Source organism: Pectinatus frisingensis (assembly GCF_015732285.1).
Taxonomy (GTDB): Bacteria; Bacillota; Negativicutes; order Selenomonadales; family Selenomonadaceae; genus Pectinatus; species Pectinatus frisingensis.
The window spans coordinates 46,589-70,185 of sequence record NZ_WIQU01000007.1 but is presented as its reverse complement, the minus strand read 5'-3'; the positions used below and the strand labels follow the sequence as shown (position 1 = coordinate 70,185).

The 23,597-nt window shown below is 39.6% G+C and carries 22 protein-coding genes and 2 riboswitches; of the genes, 12 read left to right on the top strand and 10 right to left on the bottom strand.

Going from position 1 to position 23,597, the window contains the following annotated elements; translation table 11 throughout:
* Genes I6751_RS00655 through dhaL form a run of 4 tightly spaced genes read left to right on the top strand, consistent with a single transcriptional unit; the run spans position 1 to position 3,773 of the window.
* A complete protein-coding gene (locus I6751_RS00655; RefSeq protein ID WP_196591473.1) occupies positions 1-1,353 on the top strand; it encodes a PTS galactitol transporter subunit IIC in 1,353 nt (450 codons plus the stop codon).
* A gap of 29 nt (positions 1,354-1,382) precedes the next feature.
* Entirely contained in the window at positions 1,383-2,069 is a 687-nt protein-coding gene (locus tag I6751_RS00650) for a class II aldolase/adducin family protein (RefSeq protein WP_196591472.1), read from the top strand.
* 46 nt (positions 2,070-2,115) lie between these two features.
* On the top strand, positions 2,116-3,123 hold the full coding sequence (locus tag I6751_RS00645; protein ID WP_196591471.1) for a dihydroxyacetone kinase subunit DhaK: 1,008 nt from the start codon (positions 2,116-2,118) through the stop codon (positions 3,121-3,123).
* Between the two features lie 14 nt (positions 3,124-3,137).
* Entirely contained in the window at positions 3,138-3,773 is a 636-nt protein-coding gene (gene dhaL / locus I6751_RS00640) for a dihydroxyacetone kinase subunit DhaL (protein ID WP_196591470.1), read from the top strand.
* A gap of 175 nt (positions 3,774-3,948) precedes the next feature.
* Here the strand turns inward: dhaL and I6751_RS00635 are convergent, their stop codons facing one another.
* Positions 3,949-5,208 (bottom strand): aminotransferase class I/II-fold pyridoxal phosphate-dependent enzyme, encoded by a 1,260-nt coding sequence (locus I6751_RS00635; RefSeq protein ID WP_196591469.1) that lies wholly within the window; start codon positions 5,206-5,208, stop codon positions 3,949-3,951.
* A 44-nt stretch (positions 5,209-5,252) separates the two neighbouring features.
* Positions 5,253-5,567 carry a DMT family transporter gene (locus I6751_RS00630; RefSeq protein WP_196591468.1) on the bottom strand — a complete coding sequence of 105 codons (315 nt, stop codon included), beginning with the start codon at positions 5,565-5,567 and terminating at the stop codon, positions 5,253-5,255.
* Positions 5,568-5,880: 313 nt separating this feature from the next.
* Between I6751_RS00630 and leuC the strand changes: the two genes are divergently transcribed.
* From leuC to leuB, 3 genes are read left to right on the top strand one after another with little or no spacing between them, the layout of a single operon-like run.
* Positions 5,881-7,140, top strand: a complete 1,260-nt coding sequence (gene leuC / locus I6751_RS00625; RefSeq protein ID WP_196591467.1) for a 3-isopropylmalate dehydratase large subunit — start codon at positions 5,881-5,883, stop codon at positions 7,138-7,140.
* A 29-nt stretch (positions 7,141-7,169) separates the two neighbouring features.
* Entirely contained in the window at positions 7,170-7,667 is a 498-nt protein-coding gene (locus tag I6751_RS00620) for a 3-isopropylmalate dehydratase small subunit (RefSeq protein ID WP_196591466.1), read from the top strand.
* A complete protein-coding gene (gene leuB / locus I6751_RS00615; protein ID WP_196591465.1) occupies positions 7,660-8,730 on the top strand; it encodes a 3-isopropylmalate dehydrogenase in 1,071 nt (356 codons plus the stop codon). Before I6751_RS00620 ends, leuB begins: the two co-directional genes overlap by 8 nt.
* Positions 8,731-8,833: 103 nt before the next feature.
* Here the strand turns inward: leuB and I6751_RS00610 are convergent, their stop codons facing one another.
* The 3 genes from I6751_RS00610 to I6751_RS00600 are packed head-to-tail and all read right to left on the bottom strand — an operon-like array spanning position 8,834 to position 10,696.
* Positions 8,834-9,238, bottom strand: coding sequence for an ExbD/TolR family protein (locus tag I6751_RS00610; RefSeq protein WP_196591464.1), 405 nt, complete (start codon positions 9,236-9,238; stop codon positions 8,834-8,836).
* The gene (locus I6751_RS00605; protein WP_196591463.1) at positions 9,225-9,854 is read right to left on the bottom strand and encodes a MotA/TolQ/ExbB proton channel family protein; all 630 of its coding nucleotides are present in this window, start codon (positions 9,852-9,854) and stop codon (positions 9,225-9,227) included. The genes I6751_RS00610 and I6751_RS00605 overlap by 14 nt, the downstream gene beginning before the upstream one ends.
* A gap of 35 nt (positions 9,855-9,889) precedes the next feature.
* Positions 9,890-10,696 carry an energy transducer TonB gene (locus tag I6751_RS00600; protein WP_196591462.1) on the bottom strand — a complete coding sequence of 269 codons (807 nt, stop codon included), beginning with the start codon at positions 10,694-10,696 and terminating at the stop codon, positions 9,890-9,892.
* A 118-nt stretch (positions 10,697-10,814) separates the two neighbouring features.
* Positions 10,815-10,990, bottom strand: a riboswitch (cobalamin riboswitch).
* A gap of 170 nt (positions 10,991-11,160) precedes the next feature.
* Positions 11,161-11,335: riboswitch (cobalamin riboswitch) on the top strand.
* A gap of 168 nt (positions 11,336-11,503) precedes the next feature.
* Between I6751_RS00600 and I6751_RS00595 the strand changes: the two genes are divergently transcribed.
* The 5 genes from I6751_RS00595 (at position 11,504) to I6751_RS00575 (ending at position 17,642) form a co-directional block, all read left to right on the top strand.
* Complete coding sequence (locus I6751_RS00595) at positions 11,504-13,453, top strand: TonB-dependent receptor plug domain-containing protein (RefSeq protein ID WP_196591461.1); 1,950 nt, start codon at positions 11,504-11,506, stop codon at positions 13,451-13,453.
* Between the two features lie 188 nt (positions 13,454-13,641).
* Complete coding sequence (locus I6751_RS00590; RefSeq protein ID WP_196591460.1) at positions 13,642-14,499, top strand: ABC transporter ATP-binding protein; 858 nt, start codon at positions 13,642-13,644, stop codon at positions 14,497-14,499.
* Positions 14,500-14,564: 65 nt separating this feature from the next.
* Positions 14,565-15,530, top strand: coding sequence for an apurinic/apyrimidinic endonuclease family protein (locus I6751_RS00585; RefSeq protein ID WP_196591459.1), 966 nt, complete (start codon positions 14,565-14,567; stop codon positions 15,528-15,530).
* An 11-nt stretch (positions 15,531-15,541) separates the two neighbouring features.
* On the top strand, positions 15,542-16,666 hold the full coding sequence (locus I6751_RS00580) for an adenosylcobinamide amidohydrolase (RefSeq protein WP_196591458.1): 1,125 nt from the start codon (positions 15,542-15,544) through the stop codon (positions 16,664-16,666).
* Positions 16,641-17,642, top strand: a complete 1,002-nt coding sequence (locus tag I6751_RS00575; protein ID WP_231037922.1) for an ABC transporter substrate-binding protein — start codon at positions 16,641-16,643, stop codon at positions 17,640-17,642. Before I6751_RS00580 ends, I6751_RS00575 begins: the two co-directional genes overlap by 26 nt.
* 101 nt (positions 17,643-17,743) lie before the next feature.
* Here I6751_RS00575 and I6751_RS00570 read toward each other — a convergent pair whose 3' ends face one another.
* From I6751_RS00570 to I6751_RS00550, 5 genes are all read right to left on the bottom strand, one after another.
* Entirely contained in the window at positions 17,744-18,910 is a 1,167-nt protein-coding gene (locus tag I6751_RS00570) for an ABC transporter substrate-binding protein (protein WP_196591456.1), read from the bottom strand.
* A gap of 223 nt (positions 18,911-19,133) precedes the next feature.
* On the bottom strand, positions 19,134-20,171 hold the full coding sequence (locus tag I6751_RS00565) for a FecCD family ABC transporter permease (protein WP_196591455.1): 1,038 nt from the start codon (positions 20,169-20,171) through the stop codon (positions 19,134-19,136).
* A 12-nt stretch (positions 20,172-20,183) separates the two neighbouring features.
* The gene (locus I6751_RS00560; protein ID WP_196591454.1) at positions 20,184-21,470 is read right to left on the bottom strand and encodes a nitrogenase component 1; all 1,287 of its coding nucleotides are present in this window, start codon (positions 21,468-21,470) and stop codon (positions 20,184-20,186) included.
* Entirely contained in the window at positions 21,460-22,758 is a 1,299-nt protein-coding gene (locus I6751_RS00555; protein WP_196596189.1) for a nitrogenase component 1, read from the bottom strand. The genes I6751_RS00560 and I6751_RS00555 overlap by 11 nt, the downstream gene beginning before the upstream one ends.
* Positions 22,742-23,554: a nucleotide-binding protein gene (locus tag I6751_RS00550; protein WP_196591452.1), complete on the bottom strand. Its 813-nt coding sequence runs from the start codon at positions 23,552-23,554 to the stop codon at positions 22,742-22,744. Before I6751_RS00550 ends, I6751_RS00555 begins: the two co-directional genes overlap by 17 nt.
* Between the last annotated feature and the right edge of the window lie 43 nt (positions 23,555-23,597).

Genomic DNA, 23,597 nt, shown 5'->3' with positions numbered 1-23,597 from the left:
GTGTTTAACGACATTATACAGTATATACTGGGTCTTGGTGCTGCCATTTTTCTTCCTGTAATCATGATAATACTCGGTTTATGCGTGAAAATGAAGATAAAGAAGGCCATCATATCAGGTATTACTTTAGGTATAGCTTTTACAGGAATGAACGTAGTTTTAGGGTTTATGTTCAACAGTATTAGTCCTGCTGCACAAGCATTAGTACAAAGGACCGGTCTTCAACTCACGGCCATTGATGTTGGATGGGCACCTATATCCGCTATAGCCTGGGCCTGGCCATTTGCTCTTTTTATGTTTCCTGTGCAAATAATCATAAATTTAATAATGCTGGCATTGAAATTTACAGATTGTTTAAATGTGGATTTATGGAATGTTTGGGGAAAAATTCTCACGGCCACGCTAGTAGCTTATATTACGGGAAGTGTTGTATTAGGCTTTGTTGCTGGCGGCATCCAAGTCATATTAGAACTCATTAGTGGCGATCTTGTGCAAAAACGTTGCTATGAAGCTACAAATATTCCTGGTGTTACCTGTACACATCCAATGTTTCTTCAAGGTCCATATCTCGCATTGATCAATAAAATACTCGACTTTGTACCTGGAATCAACAAAGTCAACGTTGATGCTGCTGAATTAAAAAAACGCATCGGCATATTCGGCGAAAACAGCATAATGGGATTCATTGTTGGCGGCCTTATAGCATTTTTAGGTGGCTATGCTATAAAAGATATTTTAATAACAGCTATGTCAGTAGCTACGGCTATGGTTTTATTTCCTATGGTGGCAAAATTATTCATGCAGGCACTTGCCCCAATTGCTGATGCTGCAGGAACGTTTATGAAGAGCAAATTTAAAGGACGTGACTTTTATATAGGCTTGGACTGGCCATTTCTGGCCGGATGTTCAGAAGTATGGGTAATTGCCATTGTCCTAGTACCTATTGAGCTTATTCTTGCTTTTGGATTAAGTCAAATGGGTCTCAATAAACTCATTCCACTTGCATCCATAATAAATATTGTTGTAACTCCCCCTGCTATGATTATTGCCCGTAAAAATTTACTTCGTATGTTTATAATGTGTATTATAGCCACTCCCTCCTACCTAGTAGTAGCTACTCAATTTGCCCCTCAAATTACCCAGATGGCCGCTGACACTCATACTTTGCAAACTCAAACCGGCCAGTTAATTTCTTGGATGCAAATAGAAGCTCCCGAATTCAGATGGTCTATAGTCCATGCTCTAAATGGTGATATAAGCGGTATTGCCGGAATAGCTGTATTTGCCATTTTATTCGTATGGTATTTTATCTATATGAAAAAAAGCAATGCTCAGTTGAGTAAAAAAGAATAATATTATTCATTACTGAAAGGATGAAAAAAATGTTAGAAGAACTAAAAAAACAAGTTGCAAAGTATGCTCTGCAGGCAGATAGAAGCGGTCTTTGTAAACATAGATCTGGTAACTTCAGTATTCGTGATACTAAAACAAATTACGTGTGTATTACACCAACAGGTATGGACAGAGAGGAAATGACTTACCACGATATAATAGTACTTGATTTAAACGCTGTAGTCATAGAATCGGAAACAAGTCAGCGCCGTCCTACAAGTGAAAGTTTAATGCATTTGGAGATATATAAACACTATGCAAATATAAATGCCATTGTCCATACTCACTCTCGTTATGCCACTGCCTTTTCTGTCTTGAAAAAACCTATTCCTGCTATTGTCTATGAAATTTTAGGTCTCGGATGTAAAGAAGGATTTGTTCCTATTGCAGACTATGGCAGGCCTGGAACCCTTTCGTTAGCCAAAAATACTGCAAAAGCACTCAAAAAATCAGATGTTGCTCTTATGCAGGCGCATGGAGTGATAGCTGTTGATACAGTTTTAAAAGAAGCCTTGTTAAAAGCCAGCTACGTTGAGGAATTAGCTGAAATATATTATCATACCTTAGTAATTAATAATGGTAAAGAACCTCCGTATGTTCCAGATACAGAATTGCAAAAATGGGAATATCCGGCAGAAATAACTTTATTGGATAAAAATATACGAACTTCAAAATAATTTTTGCATTAGTGGACTGCCCAATTTTAAAGAAAGGTCGAGTTATATGAAAAAGCTTATAAATAATCCCAAAGATTTTGCTAAAGAAACTATAGAGGGTATAATCGCGGCTCATCCCGAAAGCTTGAAATTGGTTAATGGCAGCTGGCATTGTGTTATCCGCAGTGATGCCGGTACTAAGCCAGGCAAAGTAGCTATAGCTACCGGTGGTGGCTCCGGTCATCTGCCTGTATTTTTAGGCTATGTTGGGCAAGGGCTGGCCGATGGTGTAAGTGTAGGCAATGTGTTTGCCTCACCAAGCGCTGAAGCGATGCATGAAGTGGACAAGGCCATCAATAATGGTGCCGGTGTTCTGCATCTTTATGGCAGATATGGCGGTGACATAATGAATTTTGGCATGGCCTCTGATTTAGACGAAATTGAGAATATAAAAGTTACAGAAGTATTAGTAAGTGATGATGTGGCATCCGCGCAAAAAGGCAATGAAAATAAACGTCGTGGCGTAGCCGGAATGCTATTCGCATATAAAGCTGCCGGCGCTGCCGCTGAAAAAATGTTACCTTTAGAAGAAGTAACTCGTATAGCCCAAAAAACCGTTGATAATACCCGAACCATGGGAGTTGCCCTCACATCCTGTACTGTTCCTGAAGTTGGTACCCCGACTTTCGCAATTGCCGATGATGAGATGGAAATTGGCATGGGTATCCACGGAGAACCCGGTATAACCAGAACAAAGCTGCAGCCTATTGATAAAATAGTAGAAAAACTTACCGATAAAATTTTAACTGATTTACCATTTGCAAGTGATGACACTGTAGCTGTTATAGTCAACGGCTTAGGTGCAACTCCAAAGGAAGAACTATATATTGCTTACCGAAAATTAAAACAGATCCTTAGCAGCAAAAATATTAAGATTCATCGGAAATATATAGGCGAATATGCTACATCTCTTGAAATGGCCGGCATGTCTATATCTATATTAAAATTAGACGAAGAACTGCTGCCTCTTATTGATGCCAAATGCTATTCACCTTTTTTTGAACAAAGCCGCTAAGGAGTCACAAACTTATGGAAACTATTAATAAAAACACACTAAAAAAAATTTTTGAAAGCATTCTTTCTTCTATGAGTGATGCCAAGGAAGAATTAATAGCACTTGATGGTTCAATGGGTGATGGCGATCTTGGTTTAACTATGTGTAATGGCTTCAAAGCTATATGTGATGAATTTGATAACATTACCGATGATGATTTAGGCAAACTTCTTATGAAATTAGGCATGAAAATGAATTCTACAGTTCCTTCTACAATGGGGACCTTGATTTCAACATGTATATTAAAAGCAGGTTCTAAAGCAAAGGGAAAAACCTCTCTTGATTTAGATGACTTGTCTGATATGGCTCAAGCTGCTGTTGATGGTGTAATGCAGCGTGGTAATAGCAAAGTAGGAGATAAAACAATGCTTGATGCACTTTATCCTGCTGCTAATGCTCTAAAAAATGCCGCTGTTAAAAACAAGGATATGTTTTCTGCCCAACAAGATGCTTATAAAGCAACCTGCCTAGGTGCCGAAAATACTAAAAACTTAAAGTCTGTACACGGACGTGCTGCTTATTACAGCGAAAAATCCATAGGCCGGCGAGATCCTGGTGCAGTCGCAGTGATGTATATATTTCGCGGTATAGCTGCTGTATTTAATAAATAATACACCAAATCCAAATTCTATTGTTATAAAAACATGACTAAATATCCCCATATAAGCTATTAAAATACAAAAATCTTATATGGGGATATTTAGTTGCCCCGAACACCCCTTACATCAAATTGACCAAAAAACATCGCCAGCCCATAGCAGACTGACGATAAAAATTACTATTTTCCTAAAAACCGTATTTTTTTTGCAATCGGCACAAAACGTCAACAAAACGATTAATTTGTTCTTCTGTATGATGGGCATTAAGCATAATGCGAATAAGTGCATGATCCGGTCTTACCGCCGGATAACGAAACATAGGTACTATCATCTTTTCTTCTAAAAATTCCTCATATACTTTTACAGCTTTTTCATCCTGTCCAATCAACACAGAAATAATATATGACGGGTCTTCATTCAACTGAAGTTTTCTTTCTGCCAACCGCTGCCGCAAATCAAGTGAACGGGATAAATAAGTGTCCATAATTTCCGGCTGGGCAGTAAGTTTATACATTATATAGTCAATAGTACTGGCCGTAGGCGGTTGAATAGCAGCCGTAAAAAGTGATGTTCCTGACAACACTTCAAAAGCATGGATATATTTTTCCGGGCCAGTAATAGCTCCACCTTCCATTCCAACAGCTTTGGAAAAAGAAACCATTTTAAAGGTAGCACGTTTCATCTGGGCAAATTCATTCACAAACAAACGATTCTGTGGGCCATATATTAAAAATCCATTAGCATCATCAACATAACTCAACGCATGATATTGCTCACAAGCATCAAACAATTCTTTCATTGGAGCAATAGAGCCATCAGCTGAATAAACACTTTCAAATACAACAATAATTTTATCATGCTTTACAGATAGTCTTGCCAGTAATTTTCGCAAATCTGCCGGATTATTGTGTTTAAATGAAAACAACTGTTGTCCAAATTTCAAATGGGAAGCCGCTTTCCATAAACTCCAATGGCAATCACGGTCAAGCACAAATATCGCATCAGAATTGTCAATTTCACATGTTTCACTAAAATGAAATTTGCAAGACATTGCATTGATAAAGCCTAAATTTGCCAGTAAACCGCTGGCAAATGATATAGCCCGTTCCTGACCGTTTAATAGACAAAGATGATTTTCCATTTTTTTATGGGCTTCGCACACACCCTGAGTGACTCGGGAGCCACCTGTTGTAAGACCATAAATATCAGCAGCAGCGTGGAAATGTTCAAGTACGTCCTTAGTTTGATGAAGATCAAGGATATTGATGCTGGCAAAATTTATGAATTCGTCATCATTATAAGTAATTGTCGGTCCCACTGGTTTCGTCGTTGTTAAAATGTCATAAAAAAATCCTTCATTGACAGCGGCATCAGTAAAATTATTAAATCCCCATAAATCTGCATCACTTTCACATAAGGAATTTTTTGAAACAGCCGAACTAGTCATATAAGCACCATCCTCAAAATAAGAATATAAATATCAGCATTGCGTCAAATGTTAATTTTTAACCCAATGACACCGGCAATAATCAGCATTATGCAAACCAGCCGCATTGCCTGATGTGGTTCTCCGAACCAAATCATACCCATTATCGCTGTACCAGCAGCCCCTATTCCGGTCCAAACGGCATAAGCAGTCCCTATGGGAATGCTTTTTGTCGACAGATCCAATAAATATACGCTGCCAAGCATGGCAGCCCCGGTAAACAGCGATGGCAGCAAACAAGTAAAACCTTCTGTATATTTTAATGATATAGCCCATGTTATTTCTAAAAAACCAGCTACTATCAAATAAACCCATTCCAAATCAGTCACCCGCCAAAAATGTATTTATAAATCTAGACTAACTTATATTTTATCGCTTTAATATGAAATTAATATGAAAATAATGCATATAAATAATATTTTTATACATTATCTACCTTTTCACAGACATAACGCCTTGACAAAATATTTAATTATGTACTATCATTGCATACAGGCATGTTTACATTTTTACAAACATTTGATTAGAAATACTATTATAATTTTATTATTCCAAACTAATCTCACAAAACAAAAGCTGATATTATGCATTTGTACGAAAAATTTAAAATGATTAACTATCAGGAGGATTTTTATGGGAATGAATATGACAGAAAAAATTCTTGCCGCTCATGCGGGTGTAGAGAAAGTATCAGCCGGGCAATTGATAACCTGCAGCCTTGATATGGTGCTGGCGAATGATGTAACAGCACCACCGTCATTCAAAGAATTCGATAAAATCGGCGGACCAGTTTTTGATAATACAAAAATAGCTTTGATTCCGGATCATTTCACCCCAAATAAAGACATCAAATCAGCTCAATTGGCTAAGTCAGTACGTGAATTTGCTGATAAACACGACATAATAAATTATTTTGAAGTAGGCCGGGGTGGCATCGAACACGTAATTTTGCCGGAAAAAGGCATTGTCGCACCAGGGATGCTGACAATCGGTGCCGATTCACATACCTGCACCTATGGTGCATTAGGAGGTTTTTCCACCGGGGTGGGAACGACTGATCTGGCAGTGGGACTGGCGACCGGCAAGGCATGGTTCAAGGTGCCCGAAACAATAAAGGTAGAATTATCCGGCGAAAAACCACACGACATAACCGGTAAAGATGTCATTCTTACACTAATCGGCATGATTGGTGTCGATGGTGCTCTTTACAAAGCACTGGAATTTACAGGAGAAGGCATAAAATCATTATCAATGGACGATCGTTTTACCATTTCTAATATGGCGATTGAAGCCGGTGGTAAAAATGGTATTTTCCCAGTGGATGAAACGACTCTGATATATATAAAGGATCGGGTTAAAGCTCCTTATAAGATATTTAATTCTGATCCGGATGCCCAGTACTGCCAAACAGTACGCATAAACTTATCTGATTTAGTTCCAGTAGTGGCTTTTCCCCATTTACCGGGCAACACAAAAAAAATTACGGATATTGGTAATATTCCAATTGATCAGGTAGTCATTGGTTCCTGCACTAACGGACGTATTGAAGATATGAAAATTGCAGCCAATATACTAAAAGGACATACCATTGATAAAAATGTGCGCTGTATCGTAATTCCCGGCAGTCAGCAGGTATACAAACAATCTATGCGGGCAGGTTACATTGACATCTTTATTGAAGCAGGTGCTGCCGTCAGCACACCAACTTGTGGACCATGTTTAGGCGCCCACATGGGTATATTAGCCGCTGGAGAACGCTGCGTATCAACAACAAACCGCAACTTTCGCGGCAGGATGGGTCACATCGACAGTGAAGTTTATTTAGCTGGTCCGCAGGTAGCTGCCGCTAGTGCTGTTCTTGGTAAAATAGCGCAGCCAAGCGATTTAAAATAATAACCGATAAAAATGAAAGGCATGATATTATGGCATTAGAAGGAAAAGTATGGCGTTATGGAGATAATATAGATACTGATGTTATTATTCCGGCCCGCTATTTAATTTCATTTGATCCACAGGAATTAGCCACACATTGTATGGCAGATATAGATAAAAGTTTCGCTGAAAACGTAAAAAAAGGAGACATGATCGTTGGTGGTAAAAATTTTGGCTGCGGTTCATCGCGTGAACATGCTCCAATTGCCATCAAGACCAGTGGTGTACCGGTAATCATAGCTGCCAGTTTTGCCCGCATATTTTACCGCAATGGTATAAACATCGGTTTACCGCTCTTAGAAATTGGTGACGATGTCAACAAAATCAAAAGCAATGATACATTACGTGTAGACACATCGACTGGTAAAATAGAAAATCTTACCAGCGGTGATGTTTTCCAAGCCCACCCGCTGCCAGGATTCGTCGAAGACATTGCCAAAGCCGGCGGACTCATCAACTATATCAAGGAGAACAAACATAATGACTAAAAACATCGTCGTTATTCCCGGTGATGGAATAGGTAAGGAAATAACTGTTGCTGCCGTAAATGTTTTAAAAAAAATAGCCGGCAAGTATAGCTGGCAATTAAATTTTTCTTATTATGACGCTGGTGGAACAGCTTATGATAAATTTGGTGTACCACTGCCTGCTGAAACACTTGCTGCCGCCAAAGCTGCCGATGCAGTGCTTTTCGGTGCCGTTGGCGGCGACAAATGGGACAATGTTGCTCCTGCCCTGCGTCCGGAAAAAGCCATATTAGGTTTGCGGCAGGGATTAGGATTATATGCCAATTTAAGACCGGTAAAAGCAATGGAGGCTTTACTGGAATATTCTCCATTGAAACCCAGTATAATTCGTGGCACCGATATTTTAATCGTGCGGGAGCTTATCGGCGGTATCTATTTTGGTGAAAGATGTGAATCTGAAGAATATGAAGGCACTACACGCGCCTGGGATCTGGAAAATTACAGTATTCCTGAAGTCGAAAGAATCGTTGCTTTAGCCTTGACTGCCGCCCGCAATCGTAAAGGCAGGGTGACCTCCGTAGACAAGGCTAATGTACTGGCTACTTCACGCTTATGGAGAAAAACAGCTGCTAAAACAGCCGAAAAATATTCCGATGTGCAGCTCGACAATATGTACGTTGATAATTGCTCAATGCAGCTGGCAATAAATCCGACACGCTTTGATGTCATTGTCACCAGCAACCTCTTTGGTGATATATTGAGTGATGAGGCTGCCGTTTTAAGTGGCTCCATTGGTCTTATGCCATCAGCGAGCATCGGCGAACGAACCAGTCTTTATGAACCGATTCATGGATCAGCTCCTGACATTGCAGGAAAGGGTATTGCCAATCCCCTTGGTACTATCCTATCGGCTGCGATGCTGCTGCGTCATTCCTTTTCAGCTGAGGCGGCAGCAGCAGATATAGAAGTAGCAGTACAGAAGGCTTTAGCCGATGGCTATCGAACAGCCGATATCTACAGCACAGGATTTAAAAAGGCTGATACCCTGCAAATGACACAGGCCGTTATTGATAATATAGGATAAAAATATATTCTCATAAAATGAGCTGCCCCCCATAAGTTAGCTTTAAAAATCTAACTTATGGGGGGCAGCTTTTAATTATGCTAATGTATACTCCTATCCCATATTATTTTGCATCCGACGCCAGACCAAAACGGGTTATCCCAGCGCCCTTAAGCCTATCAAGCAATCCCATGAGCTGATCATAATTCATATCCTTATCCGCACGTATCACGACAGCAAAATTAGGATTTTGCTGCTTTGCCTTCTGGGCCTGTGCCAACAAATCTTTTTCGGCAATACGCTTATCCTCCAGATAAAGCGAACCATCTTTTTTTATTGTCACCAAATAATTCACCCGTGCCTGCATCTCAGCATTTTCGGTTTTAGGCATATTCACCGGCACTGTCTTGATATTCACCATATACAAAGTACTAAGCATAAAAAATACCAATAAAAAAAACATTATGTCGATCATCGGTATAATCATTACTTCCGGTTTAGAAAAAGAACGGCGATCACGCAGACGCATCGGAATCACCTCTGTTACGATATGCTTCTACCAATGAGAAAGACTGCTCCATATCGGTTACGATATTATCCACACGTTGTGTAAAATATGCATGAATAATTAATGAGACCACAGCCACACATAGCCCCATCGCTGTTGCAATCAAAGCTTCACCTACACCACCGGTTATCGCATGTGCCTGACCTTCCTGAACATTAAAAATACTGAAAGCTGATATCATGCCACTGATAGTTCCTAAAAGTCCAAGCAGCGGCGCCATTGTTACTATTACATTAAGATAATAAAGCCGCGACCGAAATTTAGCCAGGGAAATCCCTGATTGAATTTCAAAGAAAGCCGCAATCTTAAAATTATTATCGGTTCTCGTCATTCCAGAATGCAAAAGCATTGCCAGATCACCCTTTGTTTGTGCAGCCAGTCTCTTAGCTTCCTCAATCTTATTATTAACCATCAATCGATAAAAATTATCGGCAAATTTTCTTCCTGAGTCAGCCTTAGAAAAATAAAATACCCTTTCAATAGCAATGGAAATAACAAAAATCGAACATAAGAGCAGTATGTACATGACGAATCCGCCCTTATGAAAATAACCGACACCCTGCATAATAAAATCCATAAATTATCCCCCTCATAGTTGCCTTTCCAGATGCATTAATGCAATTGAAAAGTAATTGTCTGTGTATAATAGGATTGCACTGATTCGTTATAAGCATTAACCCCGGGTGAAAAAGTAAATTGTCTGCCCGCTGCCAAAGCCGCCTGTTCAAATTCTCTTTGTCCTGATGACCCCACAACAGTTACACTCGCCACACTGCCGTCTGTATTTACAACAAACTGCAATACAACATAGCCTTCTTCATCTGCTTCACGCATGTCTTCCGGATAATCAGGTTTCGGCGTATACTGAGGCCTGGGCGGAACGGTAACTTTCAATTTACTTCCATCATCACCGGAACCACTGCCACCACCATTACCGTTGCCAGATCCATTACCAGTTCCAGTTCCATTGCCGGAACCACTGCCAGAACCAGATCCGCTGCCGGTTCCAACTCCATTGCCAGTTCCTGTACCACTGCCAACAGCAGTGCCTGTTGAACTACTGGAGCCATTACCAACTCCAATTGTACCTTCCATATGCTTAAGCAGTTTTTCTTTTTGGAAGTTATCATCAGTCTCCTCTTTTTTAACAGTTTTATCAATTTTATCCACATCATTATTTGACAAGACTATATCGCTGCTGGAAAAAGAAGCTTCCCCGCCACCGCTGACACCACCACCGCCGCTGTTTCCGCCGCCGGCTGATCTATCACTATCATCAATAGTATAGATATTATCATCTGTGGCATAAACATGGTGCAAATTCGAAAAAAAACCTCCGAATGCTAATAGCATAAATAAAATAACATGTATTGTCAATGACCAGAAAAGGCCTGTTTTACGATATTTCGTCACCCGCATACAGATTCCCCCAACTGAAAAAAGCACACTCCCAAAGGAATATGCTTCTTAAAGGCAAAATCTATACTGAATTCATTACTGCCCAAAAATAATCCCCTCCCTATCACTCGCAGGTTAGATGGTGATCTTCAAACAGGCAGTTCTTCTGGCTCTGGATCATTACCACGTTGCGCCTTCCCAGTTTCCCAGTGACTTTAATTACAACATGATTTCCCTTTACAGCGGCGTGACCGCAGCGGTGTATTACCGCACTTCTCTATTAAGCGTACCCGCACCTGTTCACTGTATTTTATTATTGAATAATTATAGTTTATATAACAAATCTATATTACATGATATAAAGCTTTCCTCTCCTTGTCAAGAGCAAAAGCTTATACTAAATATTGATATTGTAAATCATATTATTGATAACAGCTATTCATTTTTACTTTATTATGTTATAATATGAAAGTGTTTCAGAAAAATTTCATATTTCAGGAATAAGTGTCCTATGGGACTTAATAGAAAAACCGGTATAAAGCCGGTACGGTCACGCCGCTGTAACAGGGAGCAAAGCCAAAAATGTCATTGGAGAAATCCGAGAAGGCTGGTCTAGCGATGAACTGAAGTCAGAAGAACTGCTTATTCAACAGTCACCATTAAAACCTGCGAGTGATAGGGAGGGGAATTAAGTGCAATATCTTATTGTACACTATTCACTGGCTTTTCAAGCCAGCTTTTGTTATGTTTAAGGCTATTTCTCACTGGGAATAGCCTTAATTTTTTTGCAAAGTTAATTTTTTTATTTTTATTGTAAGGGGAAAAAAATTGAAAAAAAGTTTTATATTTTTAACTACTGTTTGCATTATAAACAGTAGTTATCCGAATGCCTATGCTGATACGGCTGCCGACAGCAGCGCTGATGACAGCACTGCTCCGGCAGTTGCGTTGGAAAACGTGAGTGTGACAGCCTTGCGTTATCACAAAAAAAATATCGACATTCCTGCTGACACAGAAACTTTGACAGCTCAGCAGCTGGCTAATACCGGTGCAAACAATTTGCAGGAAGCACTCAAATATACTGCAGGTATCGTTTATTTAGATTATGGACCCGGCGGCAACAGCATGGGTAATATGCGCTCAAAGGTACTGATTCGCGGTGCGGAAGCATTGATACTGATCAATGGTGCTCCACTCAATATAAGAGGCTCATATAATTTATCAGACATTCCTCTGAATGATGTGGAGCGTGTAGAAATAGTACGCGGCGGTGGTTCTGTTCTATATGGCAGTGATGCAGTGGGTGGTGTTATAAATATTATTACCAAAAAACAGCGAAACAACTCTGTTAAAACCAGCTGGGGCAATATGGGCCAGCAAGAACACAGCATTAATATACAACAAGATAAATTAGGAATTGGGTACAATTATCAAAAATGGGGACATATAAACAATATTGCTTCTAACGACAAAGACTTTAATGGCTCAGAAAAAAATAATATATCCTTAAATTATACCATTGATGATAACTGGTCACTATTTTACAACCACAACAATTCTCGTGTGGGATATTTCACTCCATTAGTAGGTAAAGGAACAAAAAATCAGAGTGATAATTATAATACCACCCGTGATTTTTTCCAAATAAATTATAAAAATAACGGCCTGTCCGGTAATTTTTACTACAACGGACGCCGTCATAATTCAAAATCATTTTATGATAAATCCGCCAAGGGTAAAGTTGGTTACGAAGCTGACGACAGCAAAGAATCCAATTATAATATGGGGCTTGATATAAATAAAAAATGGCAATTTATCAATAACAGCCTGTTATTTGGTCTGAGTTACCAAAAAGAAAAATACAGCAAGACAGAACATGATTTTTTTTCTGCACCGAGCACCTCATCTCTTTCTCAAAATTACTATGATATCTCCCGAAACAATTATTCTGCCTACGGTCAGTGGGAATACAAATTGAGTAATAGTAATACTTTCCTTTTAAGTGGCCGGGAATCATGGACTGCCGGTGGCCCTGACAAACAAAACTTTACAAATTTCAGTGGTCAAAGTCAATTCATCCATAAATTAAATTCTAATGAAAGTATATACATCAGCGCAGGTCAATCTTTTAAAATGCCAACTTTAAATCAATCTGGCAATACTTTGGCCGGCACTGCTGATCTTAAACCACAAAAAGGACTGCATTATGAAATTGGTTGGAAAAAGACACAAGGAGCACACAATTGGCAGACTGTATTATTCCACCAAAATATAAAAGATAACATTACTGCCACCATCGGTACCTCCAAGGTTACTTATTCCAATGAAGATGCCCGCAATACCGGTATCGAAATAACCGATACCATCAAGGGAAATGGTGGCTGGAATTACAACTGGGGAATTGTCTTTAGCAATCCGGAAAACAATCCCAAAGGTACCAATGCCATGGGACGGGCTTTACGTGGAACCTGGGCACGCGAATATGGCAGATGGCAGCTTAACGGCGGAACAAATTATCATAAAGATAAAATTACTGCCGGAATAAATGCCGTCTATTTATTTGATCGGGTAAATTCACCTGATAATGCTTATCCTACTGACTGCAAGCCATATTTATTAACTAATTTCAACTTTAAATATGCGTTTGACTCCAGTCAGACTGCCACTCTCACCATAAATAATATTCTTGACCGAGATGATATCGTAACACATTCAGCTTCCACTCCTTACTATTCCACACCGATAAATTTCATGATTGGTTACGAAATGAATTTCTAACCAAATAAACGCCAATTTTATAATCTTTTCAACAAAGGCTTACATTGCAGTGAAACTACTTTTGGGAGCACATACAATATAAGTCCGTACTGTAATTTTTTAAAATTTTGCACTTTGTCGTAATGTGTGCTATATTGCAGTAAATAAAAAGATCAGACATTAATATAATTTCTTAAAGGATTTACATCATGAATACAATTATTGATATTAAAAATTTAAGCATCGGGTATGGTAATCGACAAATAATAAAAAATATTAATATAACCGTTTCTCCAGGTGAAATTATTGGCATAATCGGCTGTAATGGATCTGGTAAAAGCACCTTATTGAAAACTCTGCGTGGATTACTGCCATCACAAAAAGGCACAATCAGATATTTTGGTTCCGATATAAGCAGTTTTACAGAAAAACAAATGGCCCGAATGGTTGCCTATCTGCAGCAAAATATTAATATAGATTTTGGCTACACAGGTAAGGATATTGTCCTCTTAGGCCGCTATCCTTATCTTAAATGGTGGCAAAAGGAAAATGCATATGATGAAAATCTTGCAATGGAATGTATGTCCTATACAGGGACAACTGATCTGGCCGATGTTCCCATCAGTGAAATATCCGGTGGGCAAAGGCAACGCATTCTACTGGCAAAAGTGCTGGCGCAGCAAACTCCACTGTTGTTTTTAGATGAACCGACAACCGGTCTGGATATGGTTTATCAAGAAGAAATTTTTCGTCTCACTAAAGAATTGGCACAGATGGGAAAAACCATCTTAATGGTTGTCCATGAATTAAATTTAGCAGCAAAATATTGCAGTCGTCTTTTACTACTGGGTAAAGGACAAATTGTTGCCGATGGAAATGCTAAACAGGTCTTTACCGAACCATTGCTGGGATATGCTTACAATACCGCTGTACAGATAATAAGAAATCCCATCAGCGGCAACTGGGAAATCTCTACCAAAATAGATACCGATGCCCCAAAAAAGGGACAGCAATTATTGTCAAAAATATGCCATCCTTATAATATGGAAATCGTACCTAAAAAATGACTTTAAAGCAGCAGTAGTCTTGACAGTATACATACTATATGCTTTATATTAATGCAGTGACTATTATGAAAAATTTACTAAATTATTGTGCAACAGATTATTATGAAATCAATTTAAAACAAAATGCAATTACTCTATCTGATTACTTAAAAAATTTCCATTTAGACGGTATAGAACAACTGATATATGATACCAATATTCGATCACACGATTATTCTGCGGTCTCAGTCGGTGTTCATTTAGCTTATTGGCCATATTGGCTGGGATTTTGGTTAGATAACACAACCAGTGTGAAAAAACAATTTGCTGCAGTATACAATAAAACCGATTACTTCGGCGGTGCCCATGATAAAAACGAATGGCTCAAGGTAATCAAAGCCAATATTGCCTCAGCCCTCAAACAGCATCCCGAATATCTGGTATGGCATGTTGCCGACTGCAGCACGGAATCAATATTTACATTTAATTTTGAATATGATGACGCCAAGGTGTTGACAGCGGCCGCTGAAATTTTTAATATGGTTGCTGACTGCATTCCTACTGATATCACTGTTTTATTTGAAAATCTCTGGTGGCCGGGACTGCGTTTACTAAACAAGGATCTGGTCAAGATGTTTTTTGATTTGATAAAACGACCAAATGTCGGTATTATGCTGGACACAGGTCACTTACTCAATACTAACTGTGATCTGCAAAACCAGCAGCAGGCCGTAGAATATATCTGCCGGATCATTGCAGAACTTGGCAGTCTCGCCGCATTGATCAAGGGTGTGCATTTAAGCTGTTCTCTTTCTGCTGAATACCAGCATTCACTTGACCATCAGGTTCCTCCCCATCTCAATCTGCAAATACTGCTGGAACACATAGTAAATATTGACCAACACCGTCCCTTTACTGATAAAGCCATTCGTAAAGTATTAGATTTATTACAGCCTGATTACCTCGTTCATGAACTTTATTATGATGACTTTCCGCAGCTGTCTAAACTGCTGCCGCAGCAGTTATCGGCCTGTGGCCTATCACATGAATAATAGGAGAAATCATGTCGGAAAAACTTTGTACACTCTCAACTGGCGATACTGTTTATTTATACGATAAAAGTATTGTCGCATTTTTTAATGGAAACCGTAAAGTACTGAGTACTTCTGTTTACAATGGCGGCTACCATGAAGATTTTATTGCAGTTTACAACCATGATGCTAAGCAGGGTGACGGCATGCCATGTGAGATGCTTGCCGACAGCTATATTGAACATATGAAATTGATATCAAAACGTTTATCATTGGAACCGGAAAAAGTCAGCGGCATGGGGACTGCCGCCAGTATGGAAAATGCTGTCATTGAAGGCATGACCTACAAGGAATTAACAGTAACTGCCATCGTCACCGGCGGCATAGAAACCAATGGCGGCAGAGTAGGTGACCATGCTGATTATTATCGTCCTGTTGAAAAACCCGATCGATTTGGCACCATCAATATTTTGCTTTTTCTCGACAGTAATATGCCGCCGGGAACTTTAACACGGGCTTTGGTTACCTGTACTGAGGCAAAAACAGCTGCTATTCAGGAATTGCTGTTTGGCAGCAACTATTCCATGGGATTAGCCACAGGTTCAGGCACGGATCAAACTATCATCATAGCAAATTCTGATAGTAGTTTATATTTAGAAGATGCTGGCAAACATTCCAAACTAGGTGAACTTATTGGCAAGGTTATCATCAAAGCCGTTAAAAAAGCTCTGGATAAACAATCCGGTCTTAATGCCGCCCGGCAGCATGACACTTTTCGCCGCCTAAAACGATTTGGCATAACCCCTGCCAAGCTTTGGGAAAAATATAGCAGCCACTTCAATAATTTATTGAAACCCCAGTTCCTGCTGTGTGCCGAAGATTTAGCACGGCAGGATAACATGCTTGTATATACATCTTTGTATGTACATATTCTGGACCAATATCTCTGGCAGCTTTTGAACGGAAAGGAGACCACTGCTGCAGCCAATGAAATTCTAAATATATTAAAACGAAATTATGCTGTTACCGCCATTGATGTAAAAAAACCTGATGTGCAGAATATGATGCAGGTTTGGTGCGAAATCTTTAATGCCATTATTCATAAAAATACTGCCATGGAGGAGGAAACATTTGACAATAAAAAACCTTTTTTATAGTTTTTTTAGCATACTATTGTGCGGTTTATTATTTACTGGCTGCAATAATGCACCGCAGCAAAACGATGCCAATAATGCCTATTCCGTTACTGATGAACAGGGTAAAACCGTACACTTTGCCCAAAAACCGCAACGTATCGTTACCCTTTCCATGAGCACGGATGAAATTGTATTAGGCCTGGTAAAAACAGACAAATTAATTGCTGTAAATTATCTTCTTGATGATCCGACAAGCTCCAATATAGTACCTCTGGCAAAAAAAATCTCCACCAAAATCAAACAGCCTTCTGCTGAAGAAATATTTGCCATGAAACCCGATTTAGTGATAATTCCTGATTGGAACAACATAGAGATAGCCGACAGCCTGCGCGACATGGGGATAAAAGTTTTGGTTGTCCCCGGTGCCAAGGACATTTCCCAGGTAAAACAGACTGTACAGCTTATTGCCGATGCTCTGGGAGAACATGACAAAGGACAAGCTCTTATCAGCTTAATGGATGATAAACTTGCGGAGATAAAAATCAAGGTAGATGCAATTTCTCCCGATAATTACAAAAAAATCGTTCTGATTTCTCTGATGACCACCTACGGCGGTATTGGCTCCTCCTTCGACGATGCCTGTAAATACGCTGGTGTTATCAATGGGCTTGACACAATCGGTATTCACAATGGACAGGCATTGACTAAAGAGGCGCTTGTACAAATAAATCCTGATATCTTATTAATGCCTGCTTACAATGACCATAACACATTTGATGTTGATTCATATAATCGCAATTATTTAAATGATCCTTCATTGCAGACCATCACTGCGATAAAAAATAATGCTTTAATTACTCCACGTGAAGGATACCTGTACAACGTATCTCAGGATATAGTTTTTGGCGTACAGGAAATCGCCCGTTGTACATATGGCAATGCATTTGATTTTTCTGATAATATGCATCTGTCGGTCTCTGGTGAAAAGAATCAATGATTTATCTGCCATCAATCTATAAAACACCCCGCTTCCAACGGTTTTTATCTACCGAATGAAACGGGGTGTTTTATAATTTAATCAGTAAAATTTATTTTTATTTATTCTGGAGAAATAGCCTGCTTAAACAACTGCTGTCCATCTTTAAATTCAATTATTACTGCCTGTTTAACAGGATTATGATCTTTATCTATGGTAATTTTCCCCGATACCAATTGCAAATCCTTGGTAGCCACTAAAGCCGCATTGATTTTTTCCGGCTCAGCACTGCCGGCACGTTTTATCGCATCAATTATCATCGTAGCTGCATCATATCCTAATACGGCCGCCGCATCTGGATCCTGCCCGTATTTGTCCTTATATGCACTTATGAATTTATCTGCTTCAGGTGTTTTATTTTGCACAGAATAATGATTCGTGAAATAGGTATTGTTAAGTGCATCCGGTCCGGCAATGTCCGCTAATTTACTGCTGTCCCAACCATCACCGCCGGTAATCGGAACAGTTATTCCCATATCGCGTGCTTGTTTAATTATTTTACCGACTTCTTCATAATAACCTGGCACATAAATCATATCAGGATTAGCAGCCGCCAGTTTGGTCAAAGTGGCCTTAAAATCACTGTCTTTTTGCAAATAAGCTTCCTCAGCAACAATTTGTCCGCCATTTTTAGTGAAACTTTCTTCGAAGAAATGCGCCAGCCCTTTAGAATAATCGGAGCTGTTGTCAATATAAACTGCAACTTTTTTTACCTTTAAGGTGTTAGTTGCAAAATTTCCCATTACTGTGCCTTGGAAAGGATCAATAAAACAAACACGATATACATAAGGATTTACACTGCCGTCATCATTGACAGTTACCTTGGGATTAGTTGAAAATGAGCTTACAAGCGGTACTTTTTGATCATCTGCTATCTGCGTCATAGCCATTGTATTTGATGAAGTACAAGCACCCAAAACGACAGAAACTTTATCCGAAGTAGTCAATTTGGTTATTGCATTGGCAGCTTCAGCCGGTTCAGATTTATTATCCGCTTTAATAAATTCAATCTTTTTACCATTGATTCCACCGGCAGAATTAACCTCGTCAAAAGCAAGCTGTGCACCATTTGCCGTTGAAGTACCATAAGAAGCATTATTTCCGGTCAATTCCAAATCACCGCCGATTTTTATGGTATCAGAGCTGCCCGCACCGCAGCCCGCACCGAGCAAAGTAAAAACTAATGCTCCAGACAATGCAGCTGTTTTTAAAAACCTACTTTTTAACATAATTTCACTCCTTTAATTTTTTCTGAAAAATAAAAGCCTGTTAACAAAGTATCAATATTTATCGGCACTTTGTTAGCAGGCTTCGTCGCACTGAGTACATTTATTCATTTTCAGTAAAGTAAGTATAACATCACTAATAAAAAAATGCAATAAAAATATGTTTAATGATAAATTTAACAACTTAATATAGGTATGAAACAAATTTTTTCACTTTTATCCTTTATCAATAAGAACGTTTTTGCATTTTTTTTAACAAATACAAGAAATATGGGGTTCCCACCAGAGCCGTCATAATTCCCACCCGTATTTCTGTCGGCGGTGCTATAATACGCCCCAGTGAATCGCAAATAACTAAAAAAGCAGCTCCTGCCAAGGTACTTGCCGGTAATAATATCCGATGATCAGGTCCCAGCAGCAACCGCATCATATGTGGTATTATGAGTCCAACAAAGCCAATATTGCCACTGACACAAACTGACGTTGCCGTTACCATTGCTGCCACAAATAACAATCCCATCCGGAACGGCATAACCGCCATCCCCACTGTCTTTGCTTCAATATCCCCAAGCACCAGTACATTTAAATGTCGGGACATTAACATCATAATAACTATTCCCATTGTTATCGGCCCGATTGCCATGTAGACGTGCTCCCAGCGGCGATAATCCAAACCACCAACTATCCAAAATAAATAATTTTGTAGTTTTTGCTCGTCCATAATTGTTAAAATACCTGAAGTAATCGCTCCAAGCAGCATTCCGACAGCCACTCCTGATAGCAATAGCGTCATTACTGGTATCTTGCCGTTATTCATTGACAAAAACACGATCAAGATAACAGCAAGCAAACTGCCACACAAAGCAAACAAGGGCATCATAAACACATTTTGTGCCGCAAGTCCCAGTGCAATAGCAATCACCGCTCCCATTGAGGCACCGGCGGAAACACCGATTATTCCAGGGTCAGCCAACGGATTACTGAACAGTCCCTGCATTACAGCACCGGATATTCCCAGTGCCGCTCCGACCAAAACCCCGACCAACATCCTTGGCATACGGATGAACCATATTACAGCCTCCTGCTCCTGGGTGAAAGAATTATCCCCAAAAACTGATAAGCCCATCTGATGAGTAATGACAGCCAAAGTATTTTTTATGGGAATATTTATTTGACCACAGGTTAATGACATACATGAAACAATCAATAAAAATCCTAACAATCCCAGTAATACAAATTTCCCATTTTTTTTTGCTGCTGTCATACTTTTCTCCCCTTAAAATGAAGTGGTAATACTATTCTTTATAAAAGCATTCCATAACCGCTGCTGCATATAAAAGCTTCCTCTAATTCCTGCAAAAGGCACCTGTGTCAATAATATTTCATCATTCACCGGATATGCTACATTGCAGCAGCTGATTGCCTTATTATGACGCATAAAAATTGCTGCCTCATTACTGCTGCCCACAAGCAATATACTTTTGTCCATACACAGCAAAGCATCTAATGCCGCCTCTATTTCTTCCTTTGGATAAACTTTATCAGCCACTATAGAATACATTCCTTCATACATCACTTTATCCCGGCAAACTACCTGCAGATGCTGAGTATTTATCCATTCACTGCGAATTGCCTCAGCTATACATAAAGCCATTGTGCCCGGTGCACATATTATCGTTTCGTCAAACCATGGTTCACCCCAATTACAACTTACATCATTACCATATGCTGTAAGCTTTTTTTCAGCCGCATCACATTCAATAAATACAGCTTTTGCATCCGTAGAAACAATTTGGATTATCCTGCTCAGCCATTTTTTACTGCCAATAACTCCGTAAGGCACACCGGCAATTACATATGGCATGTCATACTGTTGCTTAAGAAATCTTGCAAGCGGAAGTCCCAATTCTTCATTGATCACTACATTCAGCTCAGCATCAGTGAGCCCGGTAATACATTCCAGTGTACTGCCGCCACCTGGAATAGCACCTATCAGATAACCGGCATCGTGTAAAATACGCACAATTTCTCTGCTGTCGGCAGCTCCGTTATAATAAAAATCTGTCAAGCCCAACAAATTTATTTTTTTATGTACCGGTTTTCTGACTGCCAGCGGTAACACCTGCAATAATTTCACACCAGCTTTAGCATATCCTTCAGCAAACCCACCCAGCAAGCCACCGCAATCCATCGCCACTACCGGACATTCCAAAGCTGCCTTTCCGGCAATACCGGCAATATCATCACCTATGAGACTTATAGAGCAACTGTTTTCTACTAATAATATCGATGGCTGACACTCAGACTGCTGCATTCGTTCTAATGCTTTCAGTAAAAATTCTTCCGTACCGTAAATCACAGCATTATTATCTGTCTGTGTGCAATGAAATCGTTCTGCCATATTATACTCTGCATGCTCCAAATAACGCAAGGCATAAAAATAACACCACAGTTGTCCATTTGCCAGTATCTGGGCCTTGGGAATGCCGGCAAAAAAAGCTGCTGCTCCAGCCAAAGCACAAGTGTCAATACTATTACAAATATCATCCCATTTACCAGACATAAGTAATCCCCCCACGACTGCCGCGATGGCAAAAAGCACGATATATTTCCCGCATGAAATCAATCATTCCACCAATACCGGCTTTTGTCAGCATTGGCAAAAAAATTTGTCTCACAGGACACTCTTTCAATTCATGTGTGGTCAATATCAAATCACCGTCCAGCCGAACATCCAATGACTCACTTTTACAAATCAATATGTTTGTAGAATGTTTTATTGCTTCCCATATCAATTTATATTCCTTGTTTGAATAATCATCCAACAATATTACTTTGATTAAATTCATATCTAACACTTTGATTATCTCAATGATCAAGGCCGGGTTGAAATAGTCCAGGGGACGGCCTATGCACAGTATGACCCGCTTACCGGAGGTAACCGGAAGGAAATTTCTGCCTGCACTTAATAAACGATGCCCTTCCATTGCCACCAGTTGCTGCGCCGCTTCCCGGCAATTGAACAATTCCCCCAAGGCTAAAATCCATCGCTGTGTATTTGTCCAGCCTATCGGATATAAACCCTTTGGCAATTGACCAACACCAAACTGTCCAAACAATTCGGCCAATTTTAACAATCCTTCATCTGCCTGTCCTGCACTGCCTAATACAACAACAGCCTTAGCACTTACTAAATCTTTTATTTTTGCTATTGCCGTATAACCGGGAAACTGACCCAAAATTTTTATACCAAGCGAATTGAGTAAATATGCTACTTCCTGAGCATAATGGCCCCACGGGCCGCCATTATCTCCCAATAAAACAACCGTTTTTGTTTTTCGACGGCAGGGGCGAGCAAAAGTTCTCAATAACTTTTGTGCCATTTCAAAATAACCCTGGTAATATTCCCCATCCAAAAATCCATAACAACTGACTGTTATAATCGGTATTTTAAATTGTCGGGCGGCCGCGTCACCAATGGTTTCTACATCATCGCCAATTACACCGGCAATACAGGAATTGCCAATTGCAATACATTCCGGCTGATATTTATCAACCACAAACTGTATACATTCAAGCAGTCGCTCCGTCCCACCGAAAATGGAATCCCGTTCCTCCATCTGGGTAGATATAAGCGGTACAAAATCATAGTGCCGGTCAAATTTCCGACCGTATGAAAACACACGATATTGAGCATTTACTTCCATACTTCTGACAAGCTGTGCACAGGCGCGCGGACTGTGAAATATGACCACCGCCCCTTTACAGCAGACAAGAGCCCGCCATACACCGGGCATACTACAGCTGCAATTTTTTCCTTTCATAATAAAACGTTTAGTTTTTACTCCCATATTTTTCTGCTAATGCCTCCAATTCCTCAAAATCCATCGGTGTAGGTACTGTCATTTTAGCATTATGCAAAACCATGTTTGCCAATTTGCGGTAAACTTTAGCCTGATCACTGTCAGCTGCATATTGAATAACCGTCTGACGTTTATTTTCAGCTTCATTAACAATACTATCACGTGGTATAAAGGTTATAAGATACGTATTCAATCGGGCGGCAAACTCCTGCAGCAATTTTTTTTCATTGAGAGTATTTCTGCTGTTGCCGATAATTCCACCTAATTGTACCACACCACGCAGCGCAAAACGCTTTATTCCTTTGGCTATATTGTTGGCTGCATATAAACTCATCAATTCTCCTGAAGAAACAATATAAATATCTGTAGCATACCCTTCCCGTATTGGTACAGCAAAACCACCACAGACAACATCCCCCAAAACATCATATAAAACTGCATCCATATCGGACAACACGTTTAGTTCTCTGACTTTTTCCAATGCTACAATTATGCCCCTGCCTGCACAGCCCACACCAGGCTCCGGACCACCTGCCTCTATACAGCTTATTTGGTTATACCCTGTATGGACAATATCTTCACTTGTTATTGCATCATTGTCTCGTACAACATCTAATACTGTTTTACGGCAAATATGTCCCAGCAACAAACGTGTGGAATCATTCTTCGGATCACAGCCTACCTGACAGACTTTCAATCCCATTTCACTGAATGCTGCCGATAAATTAGCTGTTGTAGTAGATTTACCGATACCGCCCTTACCATAAATTGCAATTTTTTTCAAAAAAGTACCCTCCGAACAATTGATATATGTTTTCATAATTTTA

Excerpts from the sequence above, each read along its gene's own strand:
- I6751_RS00650 (WP_196591472.1), top strand. The coding sequence starts at position 1,383 with ATGTTAGAAGAACTAAAAAAACAAGTTGCAAAGTATGCTCTGCAGGCA.
- I6751_RS00645 (WP_196591471.1), top strand. The coding sequence starts at position 2,116 with ATGAAAAAGCTTATAAATAATCCCAAAGATTTTGCTAAAGAAACTATA.
- dhaL (WP_196591470.1), top strand. The coding sequence starts at position 3,138 with ATGGAAACTATTAATAAAAACACACTAAAAAAAATTTTTGAAAGCATT.
- I6751_RS00635 (WP_196591469.1), bottom strand. The coding sequence starts at position 5,208 with ATGACTAGTTCGGCTGTTTCAAAAAATTCCTTATGTGAAAGTGATGCA.
- leuC (WP_196591467.1), top strand. The coding sequence starts at position 5,881 with ATGGGAATGAATATGACAGAAAAAATTCTTGCCGCTCATGCGGGTGTA.
- I6751_RS00620 (WP_196591466.1), top strand. The coding sequence starts at position 7,170 with ATGGCATTAGAAGGAAAAGTATGGCGTTATGGAGATAATATAGATACT.
- leuB (WP_196591465.1), top strand. The coding sequence starts at position 7,660 with ATGACTAAAAACATCGTCGTTATTCCCGGTGATGGAATAGGTAAGGAA.
- I6751_RS00610 (WP_196591464.1), bottom strand. The coding sequence starts at position 9,238 with ATGCGTCTGCGTGATCGCCGTTCTTTTTCTAAACCGGAAGTAATGATT.
- I6751_RS00605 (WP_196591463.1), bottom strand. The coding sequence starts at position 9,854 with ATGGATTTTATTATGCAGGGTGTCGGTTATTTTCATAAGGGCGGATTC.
- I6751_RS00600 (WP_196591462.1), bottom strand. The coding sequence starts at position 10,696 with ATGCGGGTGACGAAATATCGTAAAACAGGCCTTTTCTGGTCATTGACA.
- I6751_RS00590 (WP_196591460.1), top strand. The coding sequence starts at position 13,642 with ATGAATACAATTATTGATATTAAAAATTTAAGCATCGGGTATGGTAAT.
- I6751_RS00585 (WP_196591459.1), top strand. The coding sequence starts at position 14,565 with ATGAAAAATTTACTAAATTATTGTGCAACAGATTATTATGAAATCAAT.
- I6751_RS00580 (WP_196591458.1), top strand. The coding sequence starts at position 15,542 with ATGTCGGAAAAACTTTGTACACTCTCAACTGGCGATACTGTTTATTTA.
- I6751_RS00570 (WP_196591456.1), bottom strand. The coding sequence starts at position 18,910 with ATGTTAAAAAGTAGGTTTTTAAAAACAGCTGCATTGTCTGGAGCATTA.
- I6751_RS00565 (WP_196591455.1), bottom strand. The coding sequence starts at position 20,171 with ATGACAGCAGCAAAAAAAAATGGGAAATTTGTATTACTGGGATTGTTA.
- I6751_RS00560 (WP_196591454.1), bottom strand. The coding sequence starts at position 21,470 with ATGTCTGGTAAATGGGATGATATTTGTAATAGTATTGACACTTGTGCT.
- I6751_RS00555 (WP_196596189.1), bottom strand. The coding sequence starts at position 22,758 with ATGGGAGTAAAAACTAAACGTTTTATTATGAAAGGAAAAAATTGCAGC.